The 23561-nt window shown below is 68.4% G+C and carries 19 protein-coding genes and 1 pseudogene; 15 read left to right on the top strand and 5 right to left on the bottom strand.

The genetic code is table 11. From position 1 onward, the window contains the following. Positions 1-184: 184 nt before the first annotated feature. Positions 185-518 (top strand): annotated as a pseudogene (locus ACM6LU_RS21600) (YciI family protein). On the opposite strand, the gene ACM6LU_RS21595 reads toward ACM6LU_RS21600, so the two are convergent. Next, positions 481-639, bottom strand: coding sequence for a hypothetical protein (locus tag ACM6LU_RS21595; RefSeq protein ID WP_414939510.1), 159 nt, complete (start codon positions 637-639; stop codon positions 481-483). The pseudogene ACM6LU_RS21600 and the gene ACM6LU_RS21595 sit on opposite strands and share 38 nt — an antisense overlap. 207 nt (positions 640-846) lie before the next feature. Here ACM6LU_RS21595 and typA point away from each other — a divergent pair, with 207 nt between their 5' ends. Then, the gene (gene typA, locus ACM6LU_RS21590; protein WP_414939509.1) at positions 847-2769 is read left to right on the top strand and encodes a translational GTPase TypA; all 1923 of its coding nucleotides are present in this window, start codon (positions 847-849) and stop codon (positions 2767-2769) included. A 170-nt stretch (positions 2770-2939) separates the two neighbouring features. Here the strand turns inward: typA and ACM6LU_RS21585 are convergent, their stop codons facing one another. After that, positions 2940-4313, bottom strand: coding sequence for an MFS transporter (locus tag ACM6LU_RS21585; protein WP_414939508.1), 1374 nt, complete (start codon positions 4311-4313; stop codon positions 2940-2942). Between the two features lie 228 nt (positions 4314-4541). On the opposite strand from ACM6LU_RS21585, the gene ACM6LU_RS21580 reads away from it, so the two are divergent. The 4 genes from ACM6LU_RS21580 (at position 4542) to ACM6LU_RS21565 (ending at position 10455) form a co-directional block, all read left to right on the top strand. Next, positions 4542-6251 carry an ABC transporter family substrate-binding protein gene (locus ACM6LU_RS21580; protein ID WP_414939573.1) on the top strand — a complete coding sequence of 570 codons (1710 nt, stop codon included), beginning with the start codon at positions 4542-4544 and terminating at the stop codon, positions 6249-6251. Between the two features lie 287 nt (positions 6252-6538). Beyond that, positions 6539-8341: an ABC transporter family substrate-binding protein gene (locus tag ACM6LU_RS21575; RefSeq protein WP_414939507.1), complete on the top strand. Its 1803-nt coding sequence runs from the start codon at positions 6539-6541 to the stop codon at positions 8339-8341. 181 nt (positions 8342-8522) lie between these two features. Then, positions 8523-9539, top strand: coding sequence for an ABC transporter permease (locus tag ACM6LU_RS21570; protein ID WP_414939572.1), 1017 nt, complete (start codon positions 8523-8525; stop codon positions 9537-9539). Continuing rightward, positions 9532-10455 carry an ABC transporter permease gene (locus ACM6LU_RS21565; RefSeq protein WP_414939506.1) on the top strand — a complete coding sequence of 308 codons (924 nt, stop codon included), beginning with the start codon at positions 9532-9534 and terminating at the stop codon, positions 10453-10455. The genes ACM6LU_RS21570 and ACM6LU_RS21565 overlap by 8 nt, the downstream gene beginning before the upstream one ends. A 337-nt stretch (positions 10456-10792) precedes the next feature. Here the strand turns inward: ACM6LU_RS21565 and ACM6LU_RS21560 are convergent, their stop codons facing one another. Further along, the gene (locus ACM6LU_RS21560; protein ID WP_414939505.1) at positions 10793-12574 is read right to left on the bottom strand and encodes an ABC transporter ATP-binding protein; all 1782 of its coding nucleotides are present in this window, start codon (positions 12572-12574) and stop codon (positions 10793-10795) included. Positions 12575-12769: 195 nt separating this feature from the next. Here ACM6LU_RS21560 and mshB point away from each other — a divergent pair, with 195 nt between their 5' ends. The 3 genes from mshB to ACM6LU_RS21545 are packed head-to-tail and all read left to right on the top strand — an operon-like array spanning position 12770 to position 14818. Then, complete coding sequence (gene mshB, locus ACM6LU_RS21555; protein ID WP_414939504.1) at positions 12770-13612, top strand: N-acetyl-1-D-myo-inositol-2-amino-2-deoxy-alpha-D-glucopyranoside deacetylase; 843 nt, start codon at positions 12770-12772, stop codon at positions 13610-13612. Next, on the top strand, positions 13609-14034 hold the full coding sequence (locus ACM6LU_RS21550; RefSeq protein WP_414939503.1) for a hypothetical protein: 426 nt from the start codon (positions 13609-13611) through the stop codon (positions 14032-14034). Before mshB ends, ACM6LU_RS21550 begins: the two co-directional genes overlap by 4 nt. Then, positions 14027-14818, top strand: coding sequence for a hypothetical protein (locus tag ACM6LU_RS21545; protein WP_414939502.1), 792 nt, complete (start codon positions 14027-14029; stop codon positions 14816-14818). The genes ACM6LU_RS21550 and ACM6LU_RS21545 overlap by 8 nt, the downstream gene beginning before the upstream one ends. A gap of 1 nt (position 14819) precedes the next feature. Here ACM6LU_RS21545 and ACM6LU_RS21540 read toward each other — a convergent pair whose 3' ends face one another. After that, positions 14820-15581 carry a site-2 protease family protein gene (locus ACM6LU_RS21540; RefSeq protein ID WP_414939571.1) on the bottom strand — a complete coding sequence of 254 codons (762 nt, stop codon included), beginning with the start codon at positions 15579-15581 and terminating at the stop codon, positions 14820-14822. 171 nt (positions 15582-15752) lie between these two features. On the opposite strand from ACM6LU_RS21540, the gene ACM6LU_RS21535 reads away from it, so the two are divergent. Both ACM6LU_RS21535 and ACM6LU_RS21530 read left to right on the top strand, forming a co-directional pair. After that, positions 15753-16136 (top strand): WhiB family transcriptional regulator, encoded by a 384-nt coding sequence (locus ACM6LU_RS21535; protein ID WP_007028952.1) that lies wholly within the window; start codon positions 15753-15755, stop codon positions 16134-16136. 135 nt (positions 16137-16271) lie between these two features. After that, positions 16272-19547 carry a glycosyltransferase gene (locus ACM6LU_RS21530; protein ID WP_414939501.1) on the top strand — a complete coding sequence of 1092 codons (3276 nt, stop codon included), beginning with the start codon at positions 16272-16274 and terminating at the stop codon, positions 19545-19547. Positions 19548-19846: 299 nt separating this feature from the next. Here the strand turns inward: ACM6LU_RS21530 and ACM6LU_RS21525 are convergent, their stop codons facing one another. Continuing rightward, positions 19847-20278: a metallopeptidase family protein gene (locus ACM6LU_RS21525; RefSeq protein WP_414939570.1), complete on the bottom strand. Its 432-nt coding sequence runs from the start codon at positions 20276-20278 to the stop codon at positions 19847-19849. Between the two features lie 116 nt (positions 20279-20394). On the opposite strand from ACM6LU_RS21525, the gene ACM6LU_RS21520 reads away from it, so the two are divergent. The 4 genes from ACM6LU_RS21520 to ACM6LU_RS21505 all read left to right on the top strand — a co-directional run bounded on the left by ACM6LU_RS21520 (position 20395) and on the right by ACM6LU_RS21505 (position 23524). Then, positions 20395-20748, top strand: a complete 354-nt coding sequence (locus tag ACM6LU_RS21520; protein WP_083255246.1) for a DUF3499 domain-containing protein — start codon at positions 20395-20397, stop codon at positions 20746-20748. 71 nt (positions 20749-20819) lie between these two features. Beyond that, positions 20820-22175 (top strand): phosphomannomutase/phosphoglucomutase, encoded by a 1356-nt coding sequence (locus ACM6LU_RS21515; protein WP_414939500.1) that lies wholly within the window; start codon positions 20820-20822, stop codon positions 22173-22175. 52 nt (positions 22176-22227) lie between these two features. Further along, positions 22228-22449: a Trm112 family protein gene (locus ACM6LU_RS21510; protein ID WP_409490459.1), complete on the top strand. Its 222-nt coding sequence runs from the start codon at positions 22228-22230 to the stop codon at positions 22447-22449. Further along, positions 22433-23524 carry a hypothetical protein gene (locus ACM6LU_RS21505; protein WP_414939498.1) on the top strand — a complete coding sequence of 364 codons (1092 nt, stop codon included), beginning with the start codon at positions 22433-22435 and terminating at the stop codon, positions 23522-23524. Before ACM6LU_RS21510 ends, ACM6LU_RS21505 begins: the two co-directional genes overlap by 17 nt. Positions 23525-23561: the final 37 nt, after the last annotated feature.

The raw sequence follows: 23561 nt of genomic DNA, 5'->3' as shown, positions 1-23561 counted from the left end.
ACCGCAAGTAGTCCTCTAGTGGCGGTAGTTCGACGTCGAATGATCGCAACTAGAGGACTACTTGCGGGGAGGAAAGGCGTGGGTCACTCATTCCGGGCATGTCGCGCGAGCATTTCGTATCGGCTTTGGTAGTACGCCTGTCAAAGTGGAGATCCGGGTCTACCTTCATCTCATGTAGGTCGTTCTGCTGACCTACACGGCGCCCATCGAAGAAATCGACTGCGTGCTCCCAGACCACGCCGACTGGCTGACCGAACAGTACGAGCACGGCCATTTCCTGGCCTCCGGCAGGCGCGACCCGCGCATCGGCGGGGTCATCATCACCAGGCCCATGGTCAGGGGAAAGCTGGACGCGATCCTCGCGACCGACCCCCTTCTCGATCAAGCACATGGCCGTCTACGAGGTGATCGAGTTCTCGTCGACCCGGTCCGCGCCGGAACTGCGGGCGGTCAACGAGGCGGTGGCGCTTCGACGATCTTCTAAGCCGCTTTCGCGATCTTCGTCTTCGCCTTTTTGAGGGCGAGGACGGGGCATTTCCCGCACCGTGGCTTGGATCGGCAGCATTTCTTCTTGACCTTGCCGGACTTCATCCACTTGCGCACGAGTTTCTGCGGGTCGTCGGGTTTCTTCTTGCCCACTCGCGCTCCTCGTCGGACTTCGTCGGCGACGCCCGCCTCGGCCGTTCACGTTAGGTGAGCCTAATCGATCTGGGGGCGTGGGGCTGCTCACAGTCGGGCTACAGGTATCCTGGTGTGGTCCGCGTATGGCCAAAGTCGGTCAGACGTGTCTCGAACTGTGCGAGCGCGGGCACCACACCCGAACTTGAAACCCTTTGGAGCCTTCGCGTGCCCGCAGCCAGCGCCACCGCAGTCGATGCCGGCCGCCATTCCGGCAAGACGCGACCCGACTTGCGCAACGTCGCCATCGTCGCACACGTCGACCACGGCAAGACGACCCTCGTCGACGCCATGCTCCGGCAGTCCGGCGCCTTCGAGGAGCGCGCCGAGCTCGTCGACCGCGTGATGGACTCCGGGGAGCTCGAGCGGGAAAAAGGCATCACCATTCTCGCGAAGAACACCTCCATCCACCGCGAGACCGAGAACGGCCCGGTGACGATCAACGTCATCGACACCCCCGGCCACGCCGACTTCGGCGGTGAGGTCGAGCGCGGCCTCGCCATGGTCGACGGCGTCGTCCTGCTGGTGGACGCCAGCGAGGGGCCGCTCCCGCAGACCCGGTTCGTGCTTCGCAAGACCCTCGAGGCCGGCCTTCCGGTCATCCTCGTGGTCAACAAGACCGACCGCCCCGACGCCCGGATCTCCGAGGTCGTCGAGGAGACCCACGACCTGCTCCTCGACCTGGCGGGCGACATCGAGGACGCCGACCTCGACGCGATCCTCGACCTGCCGGTCGTGTTCGCCTCCGCGCGAGCGGGCAAGGCGGGCCTCGAGCAGCCCGCCGACGGCGCGGTGCCCGAGAGCGAGAACCTCGACCCGCTGTTCGAGACCCTGATGCGTCACGTGCCGCCGCCCTTCGCGGACCGGGAAGGGCCGCTGCGCGCGCTGGTCACCAACCTCGACGCGTCGAACTTCCTCGGCCGCATCGCGCTGATCCGCATCCACTCCGGCAACCTCCGCAAGGGGCAGACCGTGGCGTGGATGCGCGAGGACGGCACCATCCAGAACGTCCGGATCTCCGAACTGCTCGTCACCGAGGCGCTCACCCGCGTTCCGGCGACCGAGGCCAGCGCGGGCGAACTGGTCGCCATCGCCGGCATCCCCGAGATCACCATCGGCGACACCCTCGCCGACGTCGAGAACCCCGAGGCGCTGCCCCGGATCGCCGTCGACGAGCCCGCCATCTCGATGACCATCGGTGTCAACACCTCGCCGCTGGCAGGCCGCAGCGGCGGCGACAAGGTCACCGCGCGCCTGGTGAAGGCGCGGCTGGACCAGGAGCTCATCGGTAACGTCAGCATCAAGGTGCTGCCGACCGAGCGCCCCGACACCTGGGAGGTCCAGGGCCGTGGCGAGCTGGCGCTGGCCATCCTGGTCGAGCAGATGCGCCGCGAGGGTTTCGAGCTGACCGTCGGCAAGCCGCAGGTGGTCACCCGGATGATCGACGGCAAGCTGCACGAGCCGTTCGAGCGCCTGTCGATCGACGCCCCCGAAGAGCACCTCGGCGGCATCACGCAGCTGCTGGCCGCTCGCAAGGGCCGCATGGAGCACATGGGCGGGCACGGTTCGGGCCGCATCAAGCTCGACTACGTCCTCCCGGCGCGCGGCCTGATCGGCTTCCGTACCGACTTCCTCACCGAGACCCGCGGCACCGGTATCGCCAACCACGTGTTCGAAGGCTACTTCCCGTGGGCGGGCGAGATCCGCACCCGCCACTCCGGCTCCTTGGTCGCCGACCGTTCCGGCCCGATCACCGCGTACGCGATGATCCAGCTGGCCGACCGGGGCACCTTCTTCGTCGAGCCGGGCGCCGAGGTGTACGAGGGCATGGTCGTCGGTGAGAACCCGCGTGCCGAGGACCTCGACATCAACATCACCAAGGAGAAGAAGCTGACCAACATGCGTCAGTCATCCGCCGACGTGATGGAGACGCTGGCCCGCCCGCGCAAGATGGGCCTGGAGGAGGCGCTGGAGTTCTGCTCCGTCGACGAGTGCGTCGAGGTCGCCCCGGACGTCGTCCGGATCCGCAAGGTCACGCTGGACGTCAACCAGCGCGCCAAGGAACGCAACCGCAACAAGAATCGCGGCTGATCCACTCAGCGAACGCCGGAGGGCGTCTGGTCACTCAACGTGATCAGGCGCCCTCTGGCTTTTTTCGGCCGGTTGATGGTCACACAGAGTATTCGATCAGGCGTTCTTTGTTAAAATGAGCCTTTTTCGACAATTCTGTTGGGAAAGCCGTTCTCCTTTTTGGACGGTGTTCACAACGCTGGAACGGCTTCCCGTCGCGGCGAGAGGACGGCCGCGAAGACCGTCCCGAGAACGCCGACACAACCCAGCGCGAAACAAACGATCCTAAATGCGTCCGTATAGGACTCACCGGAGAGCTTCCCTCCGGTAATCGACGCGAGAACGGCACCGGCAACCGCGATCGCGATCGTTTCCGTCGCCAATCGTGCGGTGGTGAACATTCCGGCCGCCGTTCCGGAATGTTCCGGGCCGACGGAACCGATTGCCAAACCGTCCAGCAAACCCATCGTCAATCCGGTGCCCGCCCCGACCAGAACGAGCGGGACGAGCAACGAGAGCACCCCCGACGACGCGTTCATGGTCATCAGCAGAAAGGCGCCCGCCGCGCTCACGGCGACCGCGCCGGCGACGAACCACGACGACGGCAGCCGCCGCGCCAGCGCGGCCCCCACGGCCGGGAACAGGACGGTCGGCGCGGTGAGCATCAGCAGCCACAGCCCGGCTTCCCCGGCGCCGAGCCCGACGACCTCGATCAGGTACGACGGCAGGTAGACCAGCAACGGCACCAGGATGGTCACCAGCGCGCCCGCCGCGACGGCGAGCGAGGTGAACCCGCGGTTGGCCAGCAGGGCGAGGTCGAACAACGGATCCGCACGCCTCCGTTCCACGAACGGGAAGGCCGCGGCGAACACGACGGTCAGCACCAGGGCGCCCATGACGAGCGGATGACCGAAGCCCAGTTCGCCCGCTTCGACCAGGCCGAAGATCAGCAGCCCGATCGCGCCCGTGAAGAGCGCGGCACCCGCCCAGTCGATCCGGCGCCCGGTGGTACCGCGAACGTCCGGCAGAAGCGGCGTGAGGGCCAGTACGAGGCCCGCGACGGCGGCCGGGGCGCCGAAGACGGCCCGCCAGCCCAGCAGATCGACGAGCAGGCCGCCGATCGACGGCCCGAAGGCGAGACCGATCCCGAGCACCGTCCCGACCAAGCCGAACGCCCGCGTCCGCGCCGCGCCATGGAACGTCTCGGTGAGGATCGCCAGCCCGCCGGTCACCGCCGCGGCCGCGCCCGTTCCCGCGACGAGCCGGACGAGGTCGAGGACGACGATGTTCCCGGCGACCGTGCACGCGATCCCGCCGCCGGCGAACAGCGTCAGACCGGCCACGTAGATCCGCCGTCTGCCCAGCACGTCGGCCAGAGAGCCCGCGAAGACCAGGAAGCTCGCGAAGCAGGCGTTGTAGCCGTTGACGACCCATTGGGTGGCCGCGAGGCCCGCGTCCAGGTCGTCCGCGATGTCCGTCAGGGCGACCGACGCGCCCGTGATGGTCAGCGGGAAGGTGAACGTGGACAGGAGCACGACCACGAGGACAAGCGCGCGTTTGGTCACTTCCGCAAGCTAACGGCGGCCACTTCGCCGGGCTAAGCGTTTTCCCGAGCCTTGAGCAGGAACCTCACGGCGCTCCCCGACGTCCACCGGACGGGTGACCACCTCCGGTCACGCGTCGACCGGGCCGATATGGGAATCTCGCTGCGTCGGCACAGTCCCCCGTGGCAGCATGGCGAGGGAAAAAATCGGGAGGATTCAGGCGTGCGGGTAGCGAACACAGCGGCACCCATACTGGCGTGCGCGGCCGTGCTCCTCGCCGCTTGCAGCAACACCCCGCCCCCACCCGTGGTCAGCTCGTCGGCCTCCCCGGTGAGCACCTCGACCACGAAGACGCCTTCGCAGGTCGTCGTGGGTGTCGACGACGTTCTCGGCGGCTACAACCCGCATAACTTCGCCGACGCCTCCCAAGTGACGTCGGCGCTTTCGCAGCTGCTGCTCCCCTCGGTGTTCCGCCCGAAGGACGACGGCAGCGTCGAGCTGGACAAGAGCCTGATGAAGTCCGCCGAGGTCGTCTCGCAGCAGCCGTTCACGGTCGCGTACACGATCCGGCCGGACGCCTCCTGGTCCGACAGCGCGCCGATCGCCGCCGAGGACTTCGCTTACCTCCGCGAAGCGATGCGCGACCAGCCCGGCGTCATCGGCGCCGCGGGCTACCGGCTGATCTCCGACATCCAGTCGCGCGAAGGCGGCAAACGGGTCGAGGTCGTCTTCGGCAAGCCGTACCCGGGCTGGCAGACGCTCTTCAACAACCTCCTGCCCGCCCACCTGCTCAAGGACGCCCCGAACGGCTGGCAGGGCGCGCTGGCGACGACGTTCCCGGCCGTAGCCGGGCCGTACTCGATCAAGGGCCTCGACACCGCGCGCGGAGAGGTCGTGCTGGAGCGCAACGAGCGCTATTGGGAGAAACCCTCCGCGCTGGACCGGATCGTGCTCCGTGCGGCCGATCAGGACGGCACACTGGCCGCCCTGCGCAGCGGCAACGACCAGTTCGTGATGACCAGGGCCGACGGCAACGCCCTCAAACGGCTCGGCGAACTGGGCTCCGCCGTCCAGCTGCACACGGTCGCCCGTCCCACGGTCGCGCAGATCCTGCTGCGGCCGGTGAGTTCGACACTGTCGGATCCCAAGGTGCGCGAGGGCGTCACCGCGCTGATAGACCGCGGCAAGCTGATCACCGAGGCGGCGGAAGGCGGTCCGTCGGACAAGCTCCGCGCCGACGCCCAGGTCCGCGTCCCGTCGGCCACCGGGTTCCAGCCGACGATCCCGGCCCCCGGCCCGCCGTCGGCGGCCGACCCGGCCAAGGGCGAGGAACTGCTCAAATCCGCCGGGTACACCAAGGAAGCCGGGACCTGGCGCAAGAACGGGAAGAATCTTTCGCTGGTCGTCGCCTCACCCGCGAAGCAGGAGCCGTACGCGACGATCGCCAAGGAACTGACGGCGCAACTGGTGGCCGCGGGGATCGAGGTCAGCGCGATCGCGCCGCAGCCGAGGGAGCTGTTCTCGACGCTGCTGGCCATGCCGGTGCTCAACGGGGTGCAGCAGACGACGTCGGAGGGCGCGGGCAACGTCGGCATCGACATCGCCGTGATCGGCCAGGTCACCGGCGGTGCGGACGTCGCGTCGGCGCTCGCGTCCACCTTCGGCTGCCGTCCCGACCAGCTCGCCGACAAGACCAAGGCGGTCGTCCCTGGTAACCCGCTCGGCTTCTGCGACCCGGCCCTGCAGCCGTCGATCGACGCCGCGCTGACCGGCGCCACGCCGGTCGCCGACACCCTTTCGGCCCTCGAACCGGAATTGTGGCGCCGGAATGTCGCCATTCCGTTGTTCCAGCTGGCCGATACCCTCGCCATCGGCTCTGGTATTTCCGGAGTAACCGCAGGTCCTCCGATGGTGGGCCCTTTCGGGTCGGCGGTGAACTGGACGCGTGGTCCGAAGTAGCCGATTCGAGTCGGAGTTCGCCCCTGGAGGGTGACTTTTCCCGGCGCGTTCGAGTGGTCGACTGATTCCTCCAGGTAACCACTGTATTTCTCGATGTCAGCCGCAAGTTACCCTTTGGTCACGATCCCTCCGTAACTGGTGACTGTTCGTGCATTTCCTTTCTAGCGTGCACCCGCAGTGCGCCAAATGAGTGTTGCTTGGCGTGTCATAAGCTCCGGGCCATCTCACCGGAGCGGTGTGGGGTCCTGTTCCGATCTCAGGAGCCCAGTGCTAGGAGGGCACACTTCATGAGGAAGTCCAAGGCAGTCTCCGCCTGGTCGCTCGTCGCGGCCTCCGCGCTTGTGCTGAGCGCATGCAGCGGTGGCGACAGCGGCAGTACCGACCAGAACGGGTCGACCGACATCAAGGCGATGGCGCTCGGCAAGGCGCAGAACGGCGAAAACTTCAAGCTCGCGGACACCCCGGGGTACGAAGGCACCGTCACGGTGGGCATCGACGACGGGTACTCGGGCTACAACAACGACACGCCTGACACCAACTCGTCGTACAACACCTACATCTTGACTGCTGTCCTCGCCGGCGCCGATGTGCTCGACGGCAACAACAAGGTGCTGCTGAACAACGACGTGTTCGACTCCTGGGAGGTCACCACCAAGGAGCCGCAGACGGTCGTCTACAAGATCAAGCCGAACGTCAAGTGGTCCGACAACGAGGCGTTCGACTGTGACGACATGTACCTGTCGTGGCTGGCGCACAGCGGCAAGGCGAAGACCGCGGACGGCAAGCAGGCCTTCCTCGCCGCTTCGACCACCGGTTACTCGCTGATCAACGAGGCGACCTGCAAGGACGACCTCACCTTCGAGACCAAGTACACCGAGCCGTACCTGGACTACAAGGGTCTGTTCAACTCGACCGCGATCATGCCCGCGCACATCATCGAGAAGAACACGAACATCCCGGACATCACGAAGCTGGCCCCGACCGGCGACGCGGCGCAGTTGACCGCCGCGGGCAAGTTCTGGACGAACGACTTCAAGGGCTTCAAGGCCGAGAACATGCCGGCGTCCGGCCCGTACAAGATCACCGCGTTCGACGCCAACCAGAAGGCCGTCACGCTGGAGAAGAACCCGCTGTGGATCGGTGGCAAGGGTGGCCCCTCCAAGATCGTCGTAAGGGCGATGGAGGACACCAAGGCCATGGCGACCGCGCTGCAGAACGGTGAGATCGACGTCGCGGCGTCGACCCAGCCGGACGCCACCGCGGCCAACACCCTCAAGAGCCTCTCGGCTCAGGGCGTGACCTACGGTTCGGGTTCGCAGCTGACCTTCGAGCACTTCGACCTGAACTACAAGAAGATCTTCCAGGACAAGTCGCTGCGCAAGGCGTTCTTCGAGGCGGTCAACCGCCAGGAGATCACCGACAAGCTCCTCAAGGAGGTCCAGGCCGACGCGACCCCGCTGAACAGCATCGTGTTCATGCCGGGCGAGCAGGGCTTCAAGGATCTGTACGGCAGCAAGGCCGGTCTGGGCGCCGAGGCCGCGGCCAAGACGCTGACCGACGCCGGCTGGGCCAAGGGTGCCGACGGCATCTTCGCCAAGGACGGGAAGCGCGCCGCGTTCAAGATCACGCACAACCAGAACGCCCGCCGCACGCAGACCGTCGAGATCGTCATCTCGCAGGCCAAGCTCGCCGGCATCGAGATCACCGACGAAACGGACGCCAACTTCCTGAAGGGTGGCCGTCTCGCCGCCGGCGACTACGACGTCGCGCTCTTCGGCTGGTCGGCCGCTCCGTTCAAGGCCGAGCAGAAGTCGATCTACATCACCCGTGTCGACGACAGCAGCCAGAACTACCAGGGCCTGTCCAACCCGGCGATCGACCAGGCCTTCGAGGCGGCCGTGAAGGCCACCGACGAGGCCGTGCAGCTGGAGAACTACCAGAAGGCGGACCAGGCGATCGCGGACGAGTACGCGACGCTGCCGCTGTTCCAGACCCCGTCCATGTGGGCGTTCAAGGGCATCGACCGCACTTACATGCAGTCGTACAACGGTGTCCTGTGGAACGTCGGTGAGTGGGAGCAGAAGAAGTAGGGTTTAGGCCCGCTTTTTCTCACCATTCGCCTACGCGATCCTGGTAGTACGGGGCCCGGCCAAAAGCCGGGCCCCGTACCCGCCGGAAGTAGCTGTTGACCGTGGGGTTACCGCCACTACGGTGGACAACCGGGCAGCGGTCCAGTACTTCGGCGGCCAGGCCCGGATGAGGAGCAGTTCGTTGAACCTGGTGATCTACATCCTTCGCCGTCTGGCGATCTCGATCCCCGTCCTGCTGGTCGGGACTTTTCTGTGTTTCATCATGGTCGCCGGCACGGGCGACCCGCTGGGTGAGCTGAGAAGCAACCCCGCCATGAGTCAGGAGACCCTGAACCAGATCGCGAGTCAGCTCGGTCTGGACAAGAACATCGTTCTCCGGTACTTCGACTGGCTCGGCAGCTTCGTGAGCGGGGACTGGGGCATTTCGATCGCCCAAGGCAACGCGCTGGCTCCGGTGTTCCCGAAGGTCATAGCCGCGTTCGAGGTCACCGCGAAGCTCGTCGTCGGCGCGGAACTGCTCGCGCTGGTCCTCGGCGTCCTCGTCGGTGTCGTCGCCGCGGTCAAGCAGTACTCGATCATCGACTACATCGCCACGACGCTGGCGTTCTTGCTGTTCTCGATGCCGATCTTCTGTGTCGCGATCGTCCTGAAGGGCTACGCGATCCAGTTCAACGGCTGGGTCCGGGACCTGGGACTGTCCGATGTGCTCGGTAATCCCTGGATTCGCACCACGAGCCCGGAATCGTTGAATTTCGACGGTCCAGGCGGGTTCCTGGCCAGTTACGTGGGCGCCTACCTGTTGCCGACGCTGTCCATCATGGCGATCAGCTTCGCCGCGTACAGCCGGTTCCAGCGGGCCTCGATGCTGGAGACGCTGAACGCCGACTACGTCCGGACCGCGCGGGCCAAGGGCCTCGCCAACGGGCGGATCATCTTCCGCCACGCGTTCCGGAACGCCCTGATCCCGGTGACCACGTTGTTCTCCGTCAACTTCGGTGCCGTGCTCTCGGGCGCGATCATCACCGAGTCGGTGTTCAACTGGAACGGCATGGGTAAGTTGCTCGTAGAAGCCGTGACCAAGAGCGATCCCCAGGTGATGATGGGCTGGCTGGTGGTCATCGCCACGAGCATCATCATCGCCAACCTGATCGCCGACCTGATGTACGGCATCCTGGACCCGAGGATTCGCGTTGGCTGACTTGAACTCCCTCATCGCGGCGGACTCCGCCGAAGGCAAGGTCGCCCCGGAAGCGCTGCCGGAGCCGCGCAGCCAGGGCAAGCTCGTGCTGCGCAAGTTCCTGCGGCACAAGCTGGCGATGATCTGCACGGCGATCCTGCTGATCCTCGTGCTGACCGTGATCATCATGCCGATCTTCTGGCCGTACGACTACGAGGACAGCTCTTTCCCGTCCTTCGCGAAGCCCAGCGGGGACTACCCGCTCGGGACGACGCAGGTCGGCAAGGAGATGGTGTCGCAGATCCTGCGCGGTACCCAGTACTCGCTCCTGATCGCGCTCATCGTGTCGATCGTCGCCACCACCATCGGCACCGTTTTCGGGGCCATGGCGGGGTACCTGCGCGGGTTCACGGATTCGGCGATCTCGCGGGTGACGGACCTGTTCCTGATCGTTCCGCAGATCGCGGCGGCGGCGATCCTGGCGAAGGTGTTCGGCGGGGGTGCCTGGTACATCGTCGCGATGGTGCTGGCGGCCTTCGGCTGGATGTCGATCGCCCGTATCGCCAGGGCCGAGTCGATGTCGTTGTCCCAGCGGGAATTCGTGGACGCGTCGCGCGCGTCCGGCGCCGGGACGTTCCACATCGTGTTCAAGCACCTGATCCCGAACATGGTCGGGCTCATCACGGTCAACGCGACCCTCGCGGTCGCGCAGGCCGTGCTGATCGAGGCGGCGCTGTCCTTCATCGGACTGGGGGTGCAGCTGCCGGACACCTCGCTCGGCCGCGTCATCCTCGAGAACTACTCGCAGCTGCAGAACCGGCCGGCGTTGTTCTTCGGCCCGTTCGTCGTGCTGGTGCTGATCTCGCTGACGATCAACTTCATCGGTGACGGCCTGCGAGACGCCTTCGACCCGCGGCAGCGGAAGATGAAGGCGTGATTTTCTCCGCGCGCTGACGCAAACGCGCCGAAGGGGCGCCGACCCACTGTCGAGTGGGGAGGCGCCCCTTCATCGCGTTTCCGGACCCGCGCAATTGGTCGCCTGGTTGCGGGCCACCCCGTGCGGCCGAGGGTCTCCAATGAGGCATCGGGGACAGCGACCGTGGGACGTTTCCCGTGTCCTGAAGGGGACTTTCCCCGCATGGCATGCGGGGAAAGCGCCCTTCACCGCGTGAGATGAGGGGAAAGTCCCCTTCAGCCCCCCGCCCCCCGAGTACAGGAAGGCCCCCTTCTTTGCGTCTAGCGCGAGGAAGGGGGCCTTCACGTACTTCCGGAGGCTAGTCGGCCACCGGGGCGAGCTTGCCCGCTTGCCAGGCCGCACGCCGCTCGGCCTGCAGCACCGGGTCCGCGACCGGCGCGGCTGAGAGCAGACGGCGGGTGTAGTCCTCGCGCGGCGAGTGCAGCACCTGGTCACGGGAGCCGACCTCGACCAGCTTGCCGTGCTGCATCACCGCGACGCGGTCGGCCAGCAGGTCGACGACGGCGAGGTCGTGGCTGATGAACAGGCAGGCGAACTGCAGCGAGCGCTGCAGGTCCAGGAACAGGTCCAGCACCCGCGCCTGCACCGAGACGTCCAGCGCCGAAGTTGGCTCGTCCGCGATCAGCAGCGCCGGGTCGAGCGACAGCGCCCGCGCGATGGCGACGCGCTGGCGCTGGCCGCCGGACAGCTCGTGCGGGTACCGGTTGCGGTAGTGGCCGCCGAGTTCGACCTTGTCCAAAAGGGACGCCACGCGTTCGTTCAGTGCCTTGCCCGACAGGAACTTGTGCAGCACCATCGGCTCGGCGATCGACTCGCCGATGGTCATCTTCGGGTCGAGGGTGGACGCCGGGTCCTGGAACACGATGGAGAAGTAGCGGCGCAGCGGGCGCAAATCCTTGTTGGACATGTTCGTGATGTCCTTGCCCGCGATCGACACGGTGCCGCCGGTCGGGCTCAGCAGGCGGATCGCGCAGCGGCCGACGGTCGACTTGCCGGAACCGGATTCGCCGACAAGGCCGACGATCTCGCCCTTGGCGATGCTCAGCGAGACGTCGTCCACCGCGCGGTTCTTCGCCTGGCCGCGGCGGCCGGGGTACTCCAGCACGAGGTTCTTGATCTCGAGCGCGGGCGCGTTCTCCTCGATCACGGCCGCGAGTTCGCTGTCCTCGAGCCGGATGTCCTCGGCGATCTTCGAGGCCTCTTCACTGTCAGGGGAGATGCCTTCGCCGTCGAGAAGGCGGCGTCCCTCGGGACGCTGGCCGAGCACGGGAACCGCGGCGAGCAGCTTGCGGGTGTAGTCCACCTGCGGCGACGCGAACAGGTCACGCACCGGCGCTTGCTCGACGATGGTGCCCTGGTACATCACGACCACGCGGTCGGCGAGGTCGGCGACCACTCCCATGTCGTGCGTGATCAGCACGATCGCGGTGTTGAGGGTGTCGCGCAGCTTGCGCAGCAGGCCGAGGATCTCCGCCTGCACGGTGACGTCGAGTGCCGTGGTCGGCTCGTCGGCGATGATCACCTTCGGGTCGCACGAGATCGCCATCGCGATGACGACGCGCTGGCGCAGACCGCCGGAGAGCTGGTGCGGGTACTGCTTGAAGCGCAGCGGAGGGTTCGGGATGCCGACCATCTCCAGCAGTTCGATGGCGCGCTTGTCGGCGGCTTCCTTCGAGATGTCCTGGTGCGAGCGGAGCGCCTCGCGCAGCTGCCAGCCGACGGTGTAGACCGGGTTCAGCGCGGTCATCGGCTCCTGGAAGATCATCGCGACCTCGTTGCCGCGGATCTTCTGGAGGTCCTTCTCCTTGAGGTCGGCCAGGTTGCGCTCGCCGAGGCGGAGCTCGCCCGCGATCCGGCTCGTCCTCGGGAGCAGCCCGAGCACCGACATCGAGGTCACCGACTTGCCGGAACCGGACTCGCCGACCACCGCGACGATCTCACCGGGCTTGACGTCGAATCCGATGCCCTTGACGGCGTCGACGACACCGCCGTCGGTCGGGAACGAGACGCTCAGGTCGGAGATGGACAGAACCGAACCCGATACGCCGCCGAGGTCCGACGATGCTGCTTCAGTGCTCACCAAGATGCCCTTCGTGGGGGTACATATGGTCACGGCACATCGGCCGTGACCGTGTCAACGCGCCCTCGGCGGTAAAGAGTGCCTCGGACGTGCGCGAGGATAACCGAGAGTCGCCCGACTAAGGTCGGTGCTCGGGGCTTCCGTCCCGACACCCTATAAAGGAATGCGCGCCGTGTTCGAATTAGTCTTCAAGCCGTGATCTCCGATCGGCCCGAATTACTCCTCGTACACGCTCATCCGGATGACGAGAGCATCACCACCGGTGGCACCATCGCGCGCTACGCGGCCGAAGGCGCCGACGTGACCGTTGTCACGTGCACGCTCGGCGAGGAGGGCGAGATCATCCCGCCGTCCCTCGACGGCCTCGGTTCGTGGGCTTCCGATCAGCTCGGTGGTTACCGCGCGGGCGAACTGGCGTCGGCGTGCGCCGCGCTCGGCGTCTCCCGGCACCGGTACCTCGGCGGCATCGGACGCTGGCGCGATTCGGGAATGGCCGGGACGCCTTCCGCGGCCCATCCGCGCGCGTTCTCCGGGGGTGACGTCGAGGAGCAGGCGGCGCAGCTCGCGGAGATCCTCGACGAGGTGCGACCGCGGGTGGTCGTCACTTATGACGCTTTCGGGGGTTATGGCCATCCCGATCACATCCGCGCGTACGAGATCACGATGGCCGCCGCGCCGAAGGCCGGGTCGGTCGAGCGGGTGTTCCACACGGTTTCTTCCCGTGACGCCGTCGCGGCGGGGCTCGCCGCGCTGCGCGGGCGTTCGGCGTTCCGGGTGCCCGAAGACGGCGAACTGCCGGTGACGCCGGACGAGACGATCACGACCGTCCTCGACGTCGGCGCGTACATCCCGGCGAAGGCCGCCGCGCTGCGGGCGCACGGGACCCAGGTCAGCGTGCCCGCGTCGCCGCATCTCGCGGACCACTTCGCGCTGAGCAACGACGTCGCGCAGCCGATCACGCCGTACGAGTACTTCGTGCTCGCCCACGGACCGGCCGAGGGCGCCGCCGCTGACCTGTTCGGAGGACTCGCCACGTGACCACGCCGTCACAACCACTGACGCCGGGACGGCGCTGGATGCTGGTGGTGCTGTGCTTCGACGCGTTCCTGCTCGGGCTCCTCGAGCTGTTCTTCCTCCCGCTGCGGCTCGACGGCATCGTGCTGCCGAAACTCGGCGACGCCCCGTTCCCGGTGACCGTCGTACTCGCCGTGATCACGACACCGCTGTTGGTGAGAACGACCGCCAAAGTGGTCCAGCCCTCCTTTTCGGTGATTCCACTGCTCGTCTGGGTACTAGTCGTACTCGGGATGGGCGTGACGGGCCCGGGTGGTGATCTGGTGCTGGTACAGGACTGGCGGGCACTGCTACTGATCGGCGGCGGGGCGCTGCCCGGCGCGTTGGCGCTGGGCGGAGGCCTTGGCACAGCGGCGAAGGCCGCCAAGGGAGGCAAAGATGAGTGAAGCGATTTCGGATCGCCAGGTCGTGGCGGTGCTGCGGCCGTTCGTCCGCGCCTGCGGTCCGATGGTGGACGCGCTGCGTGACGCGGATCCGTTCGGCTTGCAGGCCAGGGGGCGGCGTGAGGACGCGCTGGAAGGCATCAAGCCCAAGCTCAAGGACAAGCTGCTCGACGGGATCACCTCGGTCAAGGTGCCCGGCACCGCGGCCTGGGCGGAGATGTCGAACTACCAGCGGACCCACTGGTGGGTGAACCGGGTCGGCCGGGTCACCGCGCTGATCACCGCGATCCCCGGCCTCGGCGGCGCGCTCGCCGACAGGCTGCCCGTGCAGGACGCGCTCGGCTCCGCGTCCCAAGGTGTTTTGCTGTGCGCGATCGCGGGGGAGTACGGCGTGACCGACGTCGGCGCCCGGGTGCGGCTAATCGCGTGGGTGCTCTTCGAACGCGACATCGACCCGGCGATCGCCGCGGGCAAGCACGCCGAACACGACGAGGCCGCCGAAGACGACGAAGCGGCGAAGCTCACTGAAGAAATCGACGAGTCGAAGAAGAAGCACGGCAAGATCACCCTGAAGGCTGCCGCGGGCACGCTGTGGCGACTTGGCCGGGGGCTGCTGGGCATCGTCGGCGAACTGGAGAAGCGTCCTCGCGGCCGTCTTTTCCACCGGGCGCTCGGGAAGTTGCCGGTGGTCGGCATGGCGGGCGACTACCTCGGCGAGCGGTCCGGTCTCAAACGCGTCTGGAAGCGGGCGCACGAGTGGTTCTCCGAGCACCCCGACGGCACCTGAACTACCTCCAGAACATGAACGCGCCCTGGCCGTACTGCGCCGCGAGTTTGAAACCGCCGACCGAGTCGAAGAGCGCGTAAGACACATCCCACAGCAACGGGGCGGCCCCGGGCACGGCGAACAGCACGGCGAACAGCACGAGCGGCGCCCACGGCCGGGCCTTCGCACCGAACTCGCGCGCGCCGGGCGAAAGATACGGCTCGATCGCGCCCCAGCCGTCGAGGCCGGGGATCGGCAGGATGTTCAGGATGAACGTGACGATCTGAAGCAGCGCAAGGAACGAGAGTCCGATCACGAGTCCGGACGCCATCGGCACCAGCGCGACCAGGAGCGTCAGCACGACGCCGACGGCGAGGTTGCTCAGCGGCCCGGCGAGCGACACCCACGACTGGACACTCCGCGACCGCAGGCGCCCGTGTTCGATCCACACCGCGCCCCCCGGCAGCGGGATGCCGCCGATGATGAGGAATACCAGCGGCAGGACGATGGACAGCACCGGATCCGTGTATTTCCGGACGTCCATGGACAGATAACCCTTATGGGCGACGCTGTGGTCGCCGCCGCGGAACGCCACGATCGCGTGGCCGAACTCGTGCAGCGTCAGTGACGCCACCCAGCCCCCGACGACGAGCAGGACCACGCCGGCGATGGTCAGCACGTCGTACTTCTGCGTGAAAATCGTGGTCTCGTCGCCGAAAGCCGCCAGAACACCGCCCAAGACGGTGAGGGCGAGGATGCCGAGGAAGATCGGGCTTGGCCGCACTGCTGATCTCTGCACCCCACCAGTCTTCCGTATGCCCGATGTGAAGTTCTCGGCGTGTCCCCTTGCGCTCCCGCGCGCGGGTATCCCCCGAACTCGCTACTCCGCTTGACCTGACCGCACTACACGGGTGTAATCACAGTGATGTCATTCGTCGCTGGAAGGGGGCGGCGGATGGTGTTTCAACACCGCCAGCCTGGGGAGTGCGTGGACAGCGAGGAGGCGGACGTGCGGTTGGAAGCAGATGGAAGGGAATGGGGGCAAGTCGTGGGTTGGGGTGAGGTCCCGGAGCAGCAATTGGGCGATCTCACCGAGCTTTTCGACGATGCCTCCGCGGAAGAGCAGGACTGGCAGGAACGGGCCCTCTGCGCGCAGACGGACCCGGAGGCGTTCTTCCCTGAGAAGGGCGGCTCCACCCGCGAAGCCAAGCGGATCTGCCTCGGTTGCGAGGTCAAGGACGAGTGCCTCGAATACGCCCTCGCGCATGACGAGCGGTTCGGTATTTGGGGCGGGCTCTCCGAACGTGAGCGTAGGAAACTGAAGAAACGAGCCGTGTGACGGCGATCTCCGGCACCCTTAGTGCGCCGGAGATCGCTTCCCGCCCCGCTTCCACATAGTGGGGCCACCAACGGGTGACAGAGTCGCGTCGTAGGGTGGCGGCACTCGACTTCGCCGCCACATCTGGAGTGCCCGTTGTCTCGCACTGCCGCGTCACCTGTGCCGCGCACGGTCCCCGTTCTGGCCATTGTGGTCTGTCACAACGGCGAGAACTGGTTGCCACTCGCGCTTTCCGCGCTGCGGCGCAGCGGTGCCCGGCCCCGCCACGTGCTGGCCGTCGACACCGGTTCCACTGACCGGACCGCCCGGATCCTCACCGACGCCGCCGCGACCGAAGGCGTCGCGGGCGAGGCGCCGGTTCTTGATGGAATCCTCACGCTTTCGAGTGACGTGGGCTTCGGTGCCGCGGTCGGCGAGGCCGTCGAGCACGCCGTCGATCGCTGGGGTGATCCCGGCGGCTGGATCTGGTTGCTGCACGACGACTGTGCGCCGGAACCCGACTGTCTCGAGAACCTGTTGGCAGCGGCCGAAAACGAACCTGCGGCGACGGTGCTCGGTCCGCTCGCGGTGGACTGGAGCGACCCTCGGCTGATCGTCGAAGCCGGGCTGTCGACCGATGCCATCGGCCACCGGCAGCAGATCTCGCCGGCGGAGACCGACACCGCGGTGCTCGCCGTGCCGAGCGCGGGATCGCTGGTACGGCGGGAGGTCTGGCATGGCCTCGGCGGCTACGACCCCGGTTTTCCCTTGCTGCGCGAGGATCTCGACTTCGGCTGGCGGGCAGGTGCCGCGGGCGGCCGCGTGCTTTCGGTGCCGACGGCGCGGCTCCGGCACGCCCGCGCGCTCAGCACCGGACAGCGGGAACCGGACGCGCTCGGCCTTTCCCTCGCGACGGCGAACCGCGCGCACGGGCTCCGGGTGTTCCTCGTCAACTGCTCCCCGTTGTCGTTTTGGTTCGGCTTGTTTCGAATTCCGCTCTTCGCGCTGTTACGCGCGCTCGCGTTCCTGCTGCTGCGCCGCACCGGCGAGGCCGGCGCAGAACTCGCGGCGACCTGGTACCTGCTGCGCGGTCGCGGCGGGCTTCGCGCGGCCCGCTCCGACCGCCGGAAGACCGACCGGCCCGGCGATGTCCGTGGTCTCTTCACCGGGCGGATGACGCGCTTGCGCAACGCGGTCCGCGCCGGCGTCGTCGGCCTCGTCCGGCGCGGTGTCGAACGGGACTTCGCCCTCGGGACCGTGCCGGAGAGCGCGGGTCAGGAAGGCGCCTGGATTCCGCCGGAGGCGTTGACGGCCACGCAAGATCGTCCGGTCGGTCCCGGCGCGCTGCCCGCGGGGGCGATGCGCGGGGTCGGCTCGAGGGGGACGGGCCTGCGGCGGCCCAGCGGGATCGTCGCGGTCGCCGTCCCCGAGAAACCCGTCGAGGGCAGGCCGAAACCGTCGCCGGTGCCGCGTGACGGCGGGCGGCGGCCGGAGCCGGAACTCGTGTTCGTCGAGGTCGACCGGAAACGGGTGCTCGGCGCGACCTTGTTCGCCCCGCCGGTGATCGTGCTCGTCGTGCTGACGGCGCTCGCGTTCGCGGTCAACGGCTCAAGGCTCGGGCTGGACCTCTTCGGCGGGAAACTGCTGCCGGTCGGCGGGCTCGGCGAGATCTGGTCGTCGTATCTCGCGCCGTGGCACCCGATTGCCGGTGGGACGGCGAGTCCCGCGCCCGCGACGCTGCCGGTGCTGGGCACCCTCGGCGCGATTTTCGCGCCGATCGGCGGACCCGCGGCGCTGGTCGCGATCCTGCTGATCGGTGACATCCCGCTCGCCGCCCTGAGTGCGTACGTGGCCACTCGGCACCTTCGCGTGCGTCGCTGGGTGCGTGCCGTCGCCGCGGCGGCGTACGGCGTGCTGCCCGCGGCCACGGCTTCGGTCGCGCAGGGGCGGCTCGACGTCGTCGTCGTGCATCTGCTGCTGCCGCTGGTGATCGCGGGCATCGTCGGACTGCTGGTCCGCGCGGATTCGCGGTGGCTGCACGTTTCCGCGCTGAGCGCGATCGGGCTGGCGCTGATCGGCGCCTTCTCGCCGCTGGCGCACGCGCTGGCGTTGGTCGGACTGGTGATCGGCTTCGTGGTGCTGCCTTCACCGACCGGGCTCGCGCGGCGGATCGCGTCGGTCGGCATCGTGGTCTTCCTGCCGCTGGCGCTGCTGCTGCCGTGGCCGAGTGTGCTGCTGCGACATCCGGAACTGCTGTTGCACGGACTCGGCGGCGGTGCGACGGCCGCGTCCGGCGCCGATCTCGCCGGGCTGGACCCCGGCGGTCCCGGCGCGTGGCCGATCGGGGTGGTCCTGGTCGCGGCCGCGATCGTCGCGCTGGTGGTCCGGCCGTCGAAGGGCGCGGGCGGCGGTGTCGCGGTCGTCGTGCTGGGCGCGCTCGGTCTCGTGGCCGTGCGGTTCGTGGCGGTGACGCCGATGTCGGGCGGCGCGCACGCGACCGGGTTCGCCGGGGTGCCGCTGCTGGTGATCGGTGCGGGGCTGCTGTGGACGGTGCTGGCCACCTGGCAGCGCGGCGGGACCAGGATCGAACCGGCGCCGTGGCCGGCGAAGGTCACGGCCGTCGCCGGGGTGCTCGTGCTGCTGGCGCTGGCGACCGGTGCGGTCGTCGCCGGCCGGGAAGGCCCGCTGGGGTCGGGTGAGCGTCCCTCCCTCGACTTGGCTTCCAGCGGACGCTCGGTTCTGGTCGTGGGCGGCCCGGGTGAGCCCGTGCGGCAGACCGGGGGGCGGCTGCCGGCCTACGGCGACGACGAACTCGCGCCGACGCCCGGCAGCGCGGACCGGCTGGCCTCGTGGCGCCGGGACCTCCTGACCGGTTCGCCGGACGCGGTGAAGCAGGCCTTCGCGGCCGCCGCGGCTTCCGGCGTGCTGTACGTCGTGCTACCCAGTGGCGTGAACGGCGCGGTGTATGTCGAACTCGCGCGCGACCTGGTCGCCCCGGCCGCGCCGACCTCGGACGGGCGTCCGGTGCTGCGGCTGCTGCCCGCGGGCGGTCAGGTGGCGTTGATCTCGCCGGAACTGGCGCAGGCGGCCGTGACCGGGAAGGGCGCGCCGGGGGTGTCGCCCGGGGTGGCGCCGGTACAGGCCGGGTTGCCGGACGTGCGGGTGCGCGTCTCGGAAGGGCCGACCGGGCGGCTGCTCGTGCTGGCCGCGGAGTTCGAGGCGGGCTGGCAGGCGAGCGTGGACGGCAAGGCCGTGCCTATCGTGCGGGCTTGGGGCCACCAGGTGGCGGTCTCGGTGCCTCCCACGCCTTCGGAGGTGGTGGTGGAGCACCAGGGCACCACGCGGAACCTGTTGCTGCTGGCGCAGCTCGCCGCGGTGCTGTTCACGCTGCTGACGGCAGTGCCTACGCGGCGGCGTCCTTCGGTGTCTTGAGGCGCTCTTCGGTGCTTTTGCCTCGCTGCGCCGCCTCTGCTCGCTGCGCCGCCTCTGCCTCGGCCGCCTCCCGGTCGCCTTTGTACGCCGATGTCCCCCATGTGGCATTGGGGACATCCGCCTACCACGACGCTCCCGTTCCCGGCACCCTGCCGCGAGTTGTCCACAGGCCGATGCACTTGTGGACAACTTGGCCCCCAAAGCTCGTTTCCCCAGGTCCCGTCGGTCCTTGCCGATACGCTGGGCTGGGGACGCCCCCCGGGAAGGGTGGGGGCTGGGCAGTGAGCGAGAGCGAGGGGCTATTCGCCTTCGATGACGTCGGGTTCGACGCCGAGGTAGCCCGCGACCTGTTCGACGAGGACGTCGTGGACGAGTTCCGCGAGTTCGCCGGGGTCCTTCGCGCGTGCTTCGAGGGGGCGGCGGTAGAGGACGATGCGGGCGCGCGTCGGCAGTCCGGTGCGGTCGACGCCGGCGGGCACGAGCCGCGAGAGCGGGACGGCGCCGTCGTGCAACACGCCGTCCACTCCGGTCGGTGCGCCATCCGAGCGAACTTCGGGGACGTCGTCGACGGCGACGTCGAGCTTCGTCAGCTCGTGCCGCCACCGCGCTTCGATCGGTTCGAGCGCGTCAAGAACCAGTGCGTCGAACCTTTCCGCCCTGCTAGCGGCGGCGGGAAGGGTCGACGGATACAGCGCTCCGCGCAGGCCCCGGCCGTGCCGGTCCCGGCGCATCCGCCGTCGCTGTCGGGAATCACGAGCCGTCGCCACGAACCGAAGGGTACGCGCTCGGCGAGTCGAAGTGCGTGTCGCCGGTACGCCGCGCTCGCGACGCGCTATCGTTCTCGATCGTGCGGAGCGTACGAAAGTGTTCGCGAACGGGTTGTCTCGAGCCCGCTGTCGCCACGCTCACGTATGCCTACAGTGACTCGACCGCCGTCGTGGGCCCACTGGCCACCGCGAGCGAGCCGCACTCCTATGACCTCTGCGAAGCCCATGCCCTTCGGCTCACCGTGCCCAAGGGCTGGGAAGTCGTCCGGCACGAGGGGGCCTTCGCCGCTCCCGACCCGTCCGCCGACGAGCTGACAGCACTGGCCGAGGCCGTGCGTGAAGCTGGCCGCTCCGACAAGCCCGCGCCCGGCCCCGAACCCGAGGGACCGTCGGGCAGGCGCGGCCACCTGCGCGTCCTGCCCGGCCGAGCCTGACGCGAGAGCCCGCCGGTAGGCTTTCGAGGCGCCAGAGGGCGTTGTAACGAGACTATTGGCGGGGAGCAGGCGTGCCAGACCTTTCGGGCATCGTGAAGGCCTATGACATTCGCGGCGTGGTCGGTGAGCAGCTGGACGTGGCGCTCGTCCGAGACCTCGGCTCGGCGTTCGCCCTGTTGATCAAATCCGAGTCGGACTCCGTGGTCATCGGCCACGACATGCGTGACTCCTCGCCGGAGCTGTCCGCCGCGTTCGCCGACGGCGTGACCTCGCAGGGCCTCGACGTCGTGACGATCGGCCTCGCCAGCACCGACCAGCTCTACTTCGCGTCCGGCTCGCTGAACCTGCCCGGCGCCATGTTCACCGCCAGCCACAACCCGGCGAAGTACAACGGCATCAAGCTGTGCCGCTCGGGGGCCGCCCCGGTCGGCCAGGACTCCGGTCTCGCGGAGATCCGCGACACCGTCGAGCAGGGCGTGCCCGCCTTCGCGGGCCAGCGCGGTTCGGTGACCCAGAAGGACGTTCTCGCCGACTACGCGGCGTACCTGCGCAAGCTCGTCGACCTGTCGGGCAGCCGCCCGCTGAAGGTCGTCGTCGACGCGGGCAACGGCATGGGCGGCCACACCGTCCCGACCGTCTTCGCGGGCCTGCCCATCGAGGTCGTGCCGATGTACTTCGAACTCGACGGCTCCTTCCCGAACCACGAGGCCAACCCGCTCGACCCGAAGAACATCGTCGACCTCCAGGCGAAGGTGCGCGAGGAAGGCGCCGACGCGGGCCTGGCCTTCGACGGCGACGCGGACCGCTGCTTCGTCGTCGACGAGCGCGGCGAGCCGGTGCCACCGAGCACCATCACCGCGCTGGTCGCGATCCGCGAGCTGGAGAAGGAGCCGGGCGGCACCATCATCCACAACCTGATCACGTCGAAGGGTGTGCCGGAGATCGTCGCCGAACACGGCGGCAAGCCGGTGCGCACCCGGGTCGGGCACTCGTTCATCAAGGCCGAGATGGCCAGGACCGACGCGATCTTCGGCGGCGAACACTCCGCGCACTACTACTTCCGCGACTTCTGGCGTGCCGACACCGGCATGCTGGCCGCGCTCCACGTCCTCGCCGCCCTCGGCGAGCAGTCGGGCCCGCTGTCCAGGCTGACCGCGGAGTACTCGCGCTACGCGGCTTCCGGCGAGATCAACTCGACCGTGGACGACCAGGTCGCCCGCATGATGGCGGTCAAGGACACCTTCGGCGCCCGCCAAGGCGCCGAAATCGACGAACTGGACGGGCTCACCGTGCAGCTTCCCGGCGGTGGCTGGTTCAACCTGCGCCCGTCGAACACCGAGCCGCTGCTCCGCCTGAACGTCGAGGCCGCCGACGCCGAGGCCGTCCGGGCGCTGACCGAAGACGTACTGGCGATTGTCCGTGGGTAACGAATGTGTCGTGAAAACACCCATAGAGATGACCCACAGGTAGGGAGTGAGCATGGCCGTCACGCTTGACGCACAGTTGCTGGAGATCCTGGCCTGCCCGTCCCCCGATCACGCACCGCTGCGGACGGGGACGACGGCCGACCCGGAGGCCGACGCGCTGACCTGTACGGAATGTGGTCGAGTGTATCCGGTCCGTGATGGTATCCCGGTATTGTTGCTGGACGAAGCCACCGAGCCGACGAACCCGGATGGCGCCCATGCCGACGGTCCCTGACGATTCCCTGCTCGACGATCCCGCGAGGCTGGCCGAGGCCGACACCGCGGGGCTTCTCCGCGCCGCGGCGATGGCGGGCGCCCAGGTCCGGTCGACCGCCGAAGCCGCGGCCGAACTCGAGCTGAGCGATCGCCTGGACGTCGGGCGCCCGCGCGCACTCGTCCTGATCGACCGGCCAGGGGTCAGCCGCACGCTGACCAGGCTGGTCGCCGCGCTGCTGACACCGGCCTGCCCGGTGCCGGTGGTCGTCGCCGAGGCGGTGCCGAGCTGGATCGGTGCCCTCGACGTCGTCTTCGCGCACACCGACGACGCCGGTGATCGCGAGCTGGCCGCTTCCTTGGAACGCGCCGCCCGGTTCGGCGCGACGGTCGTGCTGTCCGCTCCCGGCGAGGGCCCGGTCGCGGCCGCCGTCGCCGGCAAGGGGCTGATCCTCGCGCCCAGGCTCCCGGTCCCGCCGGAGATGGCCTTCCCGCGCGGACTCGCCGCGGCCCTGCTCACCGCCAACGCGCTCGGCCTGCTGGTGGCCGACCTGGAGCAGCTCGCCGACCATCTCGACGCGGAAGCCGAGAAGGACTATCTGGCCAGGGACTCGTTCGCGAACCCGGCCAAGGCGATGGCGTTGAAGGTGGCCGATCGCCAGCCACTGCTGTGGGGGCTGGACCCGGTCGCGGTCGCCGTCGGCGAGCACGCGGCACACGCGTTCGCCGCCCACGCGGCACTCGTCTGTGACGTGGAGGACTACCGCCAGGCGCTGGCAAGGCCCGCTTTGCGGCGGGCGGCGTTGTCCGGGAGCGTGGATCGCGATATCTTCGCGGACCCGGAGGAGAGGGTCGGCCTGACGCCGAAGGTGTTGCTCCTCTCGGTTCGGACGGGGCCGGCCTCGGAGGCGGCTCGCTACCAGGCGGAAGACCTGCTACCCGGTGCGGACGTGATCGCCCCGGCCGAAGAGATCGAAACGGACGAGATCGTGCGTGCGGCCGTTCTCGCGCTGCGTTTCGAGCTGGCCGCGGTCTATCTGGGGCTGGCCGTCGGCAGCATCGGCGGCGCCGGGAGGTACACGCCCGCAACGGCGTGAGGAAATGAGGGCCGGCACCACACCCGTGCCCGGCGAG

Source organism: Amycolatopsis sp. cmx-11-51, assembly GCF_047608665.1.
In the GTDB taxonomy this organism is placed as follows: domain Bacteria; phylum Actinomycetota; class Actinomycetes; order Mycobacteriales; family Pseudonocardiaceae; genus Amycolatopsis.
Note: the sequence above shows the minus strand (reverse complement) of the source record. Positions and strands in the feature narration are given on the sequence as shown.

Excerpts from the sequence above, each read along its gene's own strand:
- ACM6LU_RS21575 (WP_414939507.1), top strand. The coding sequence starts at position 6,539 with ATGAGGAAGTCCAAGGCAGTCTCCGCCTGGTCGCTCGTCGCGGCCTCC.
- ACM6LU_RS21535 (WP_007028952.1), top strand. The coding sequence starts at position 15,753 with ATGGTGTTTCAACACCGCCAGCCTGGGGAGTGCGTGGACAGCGAGGAG.
- ACM6LU_RS21510 (WP_409490459.1), top strand. The coding sequence starts at position 22,228 with ATGGCCGTCACGCTTGACGCACAGTTGCTGGAGATCCTGGCCTGCCCG.
- ACM6LU_RS21505 (WP_414939498.1), top strand. The coding sequence starts at position 22,433 with ATGCCGACGGTCCCTGACGATTCCCTGCTCGACGATCCCGCGAGGCTG.
- ACM6LU_RS21525 (WP_414939570.1), bottom strand. The coding sequence starts at position 20,278 with ATGCGCCGGGACCGGCACGGCCGGGGCCTGCGCGGAGCGCTGTATCCG.
- ACM6LU_RS21545 (WP_414939502.1), top strand. The coding sequence starts at position 14,027 with ATGAGTGAAGCGATTTCGGATCGCCAGGTCGTGGCGGTGCTGCGGCCG.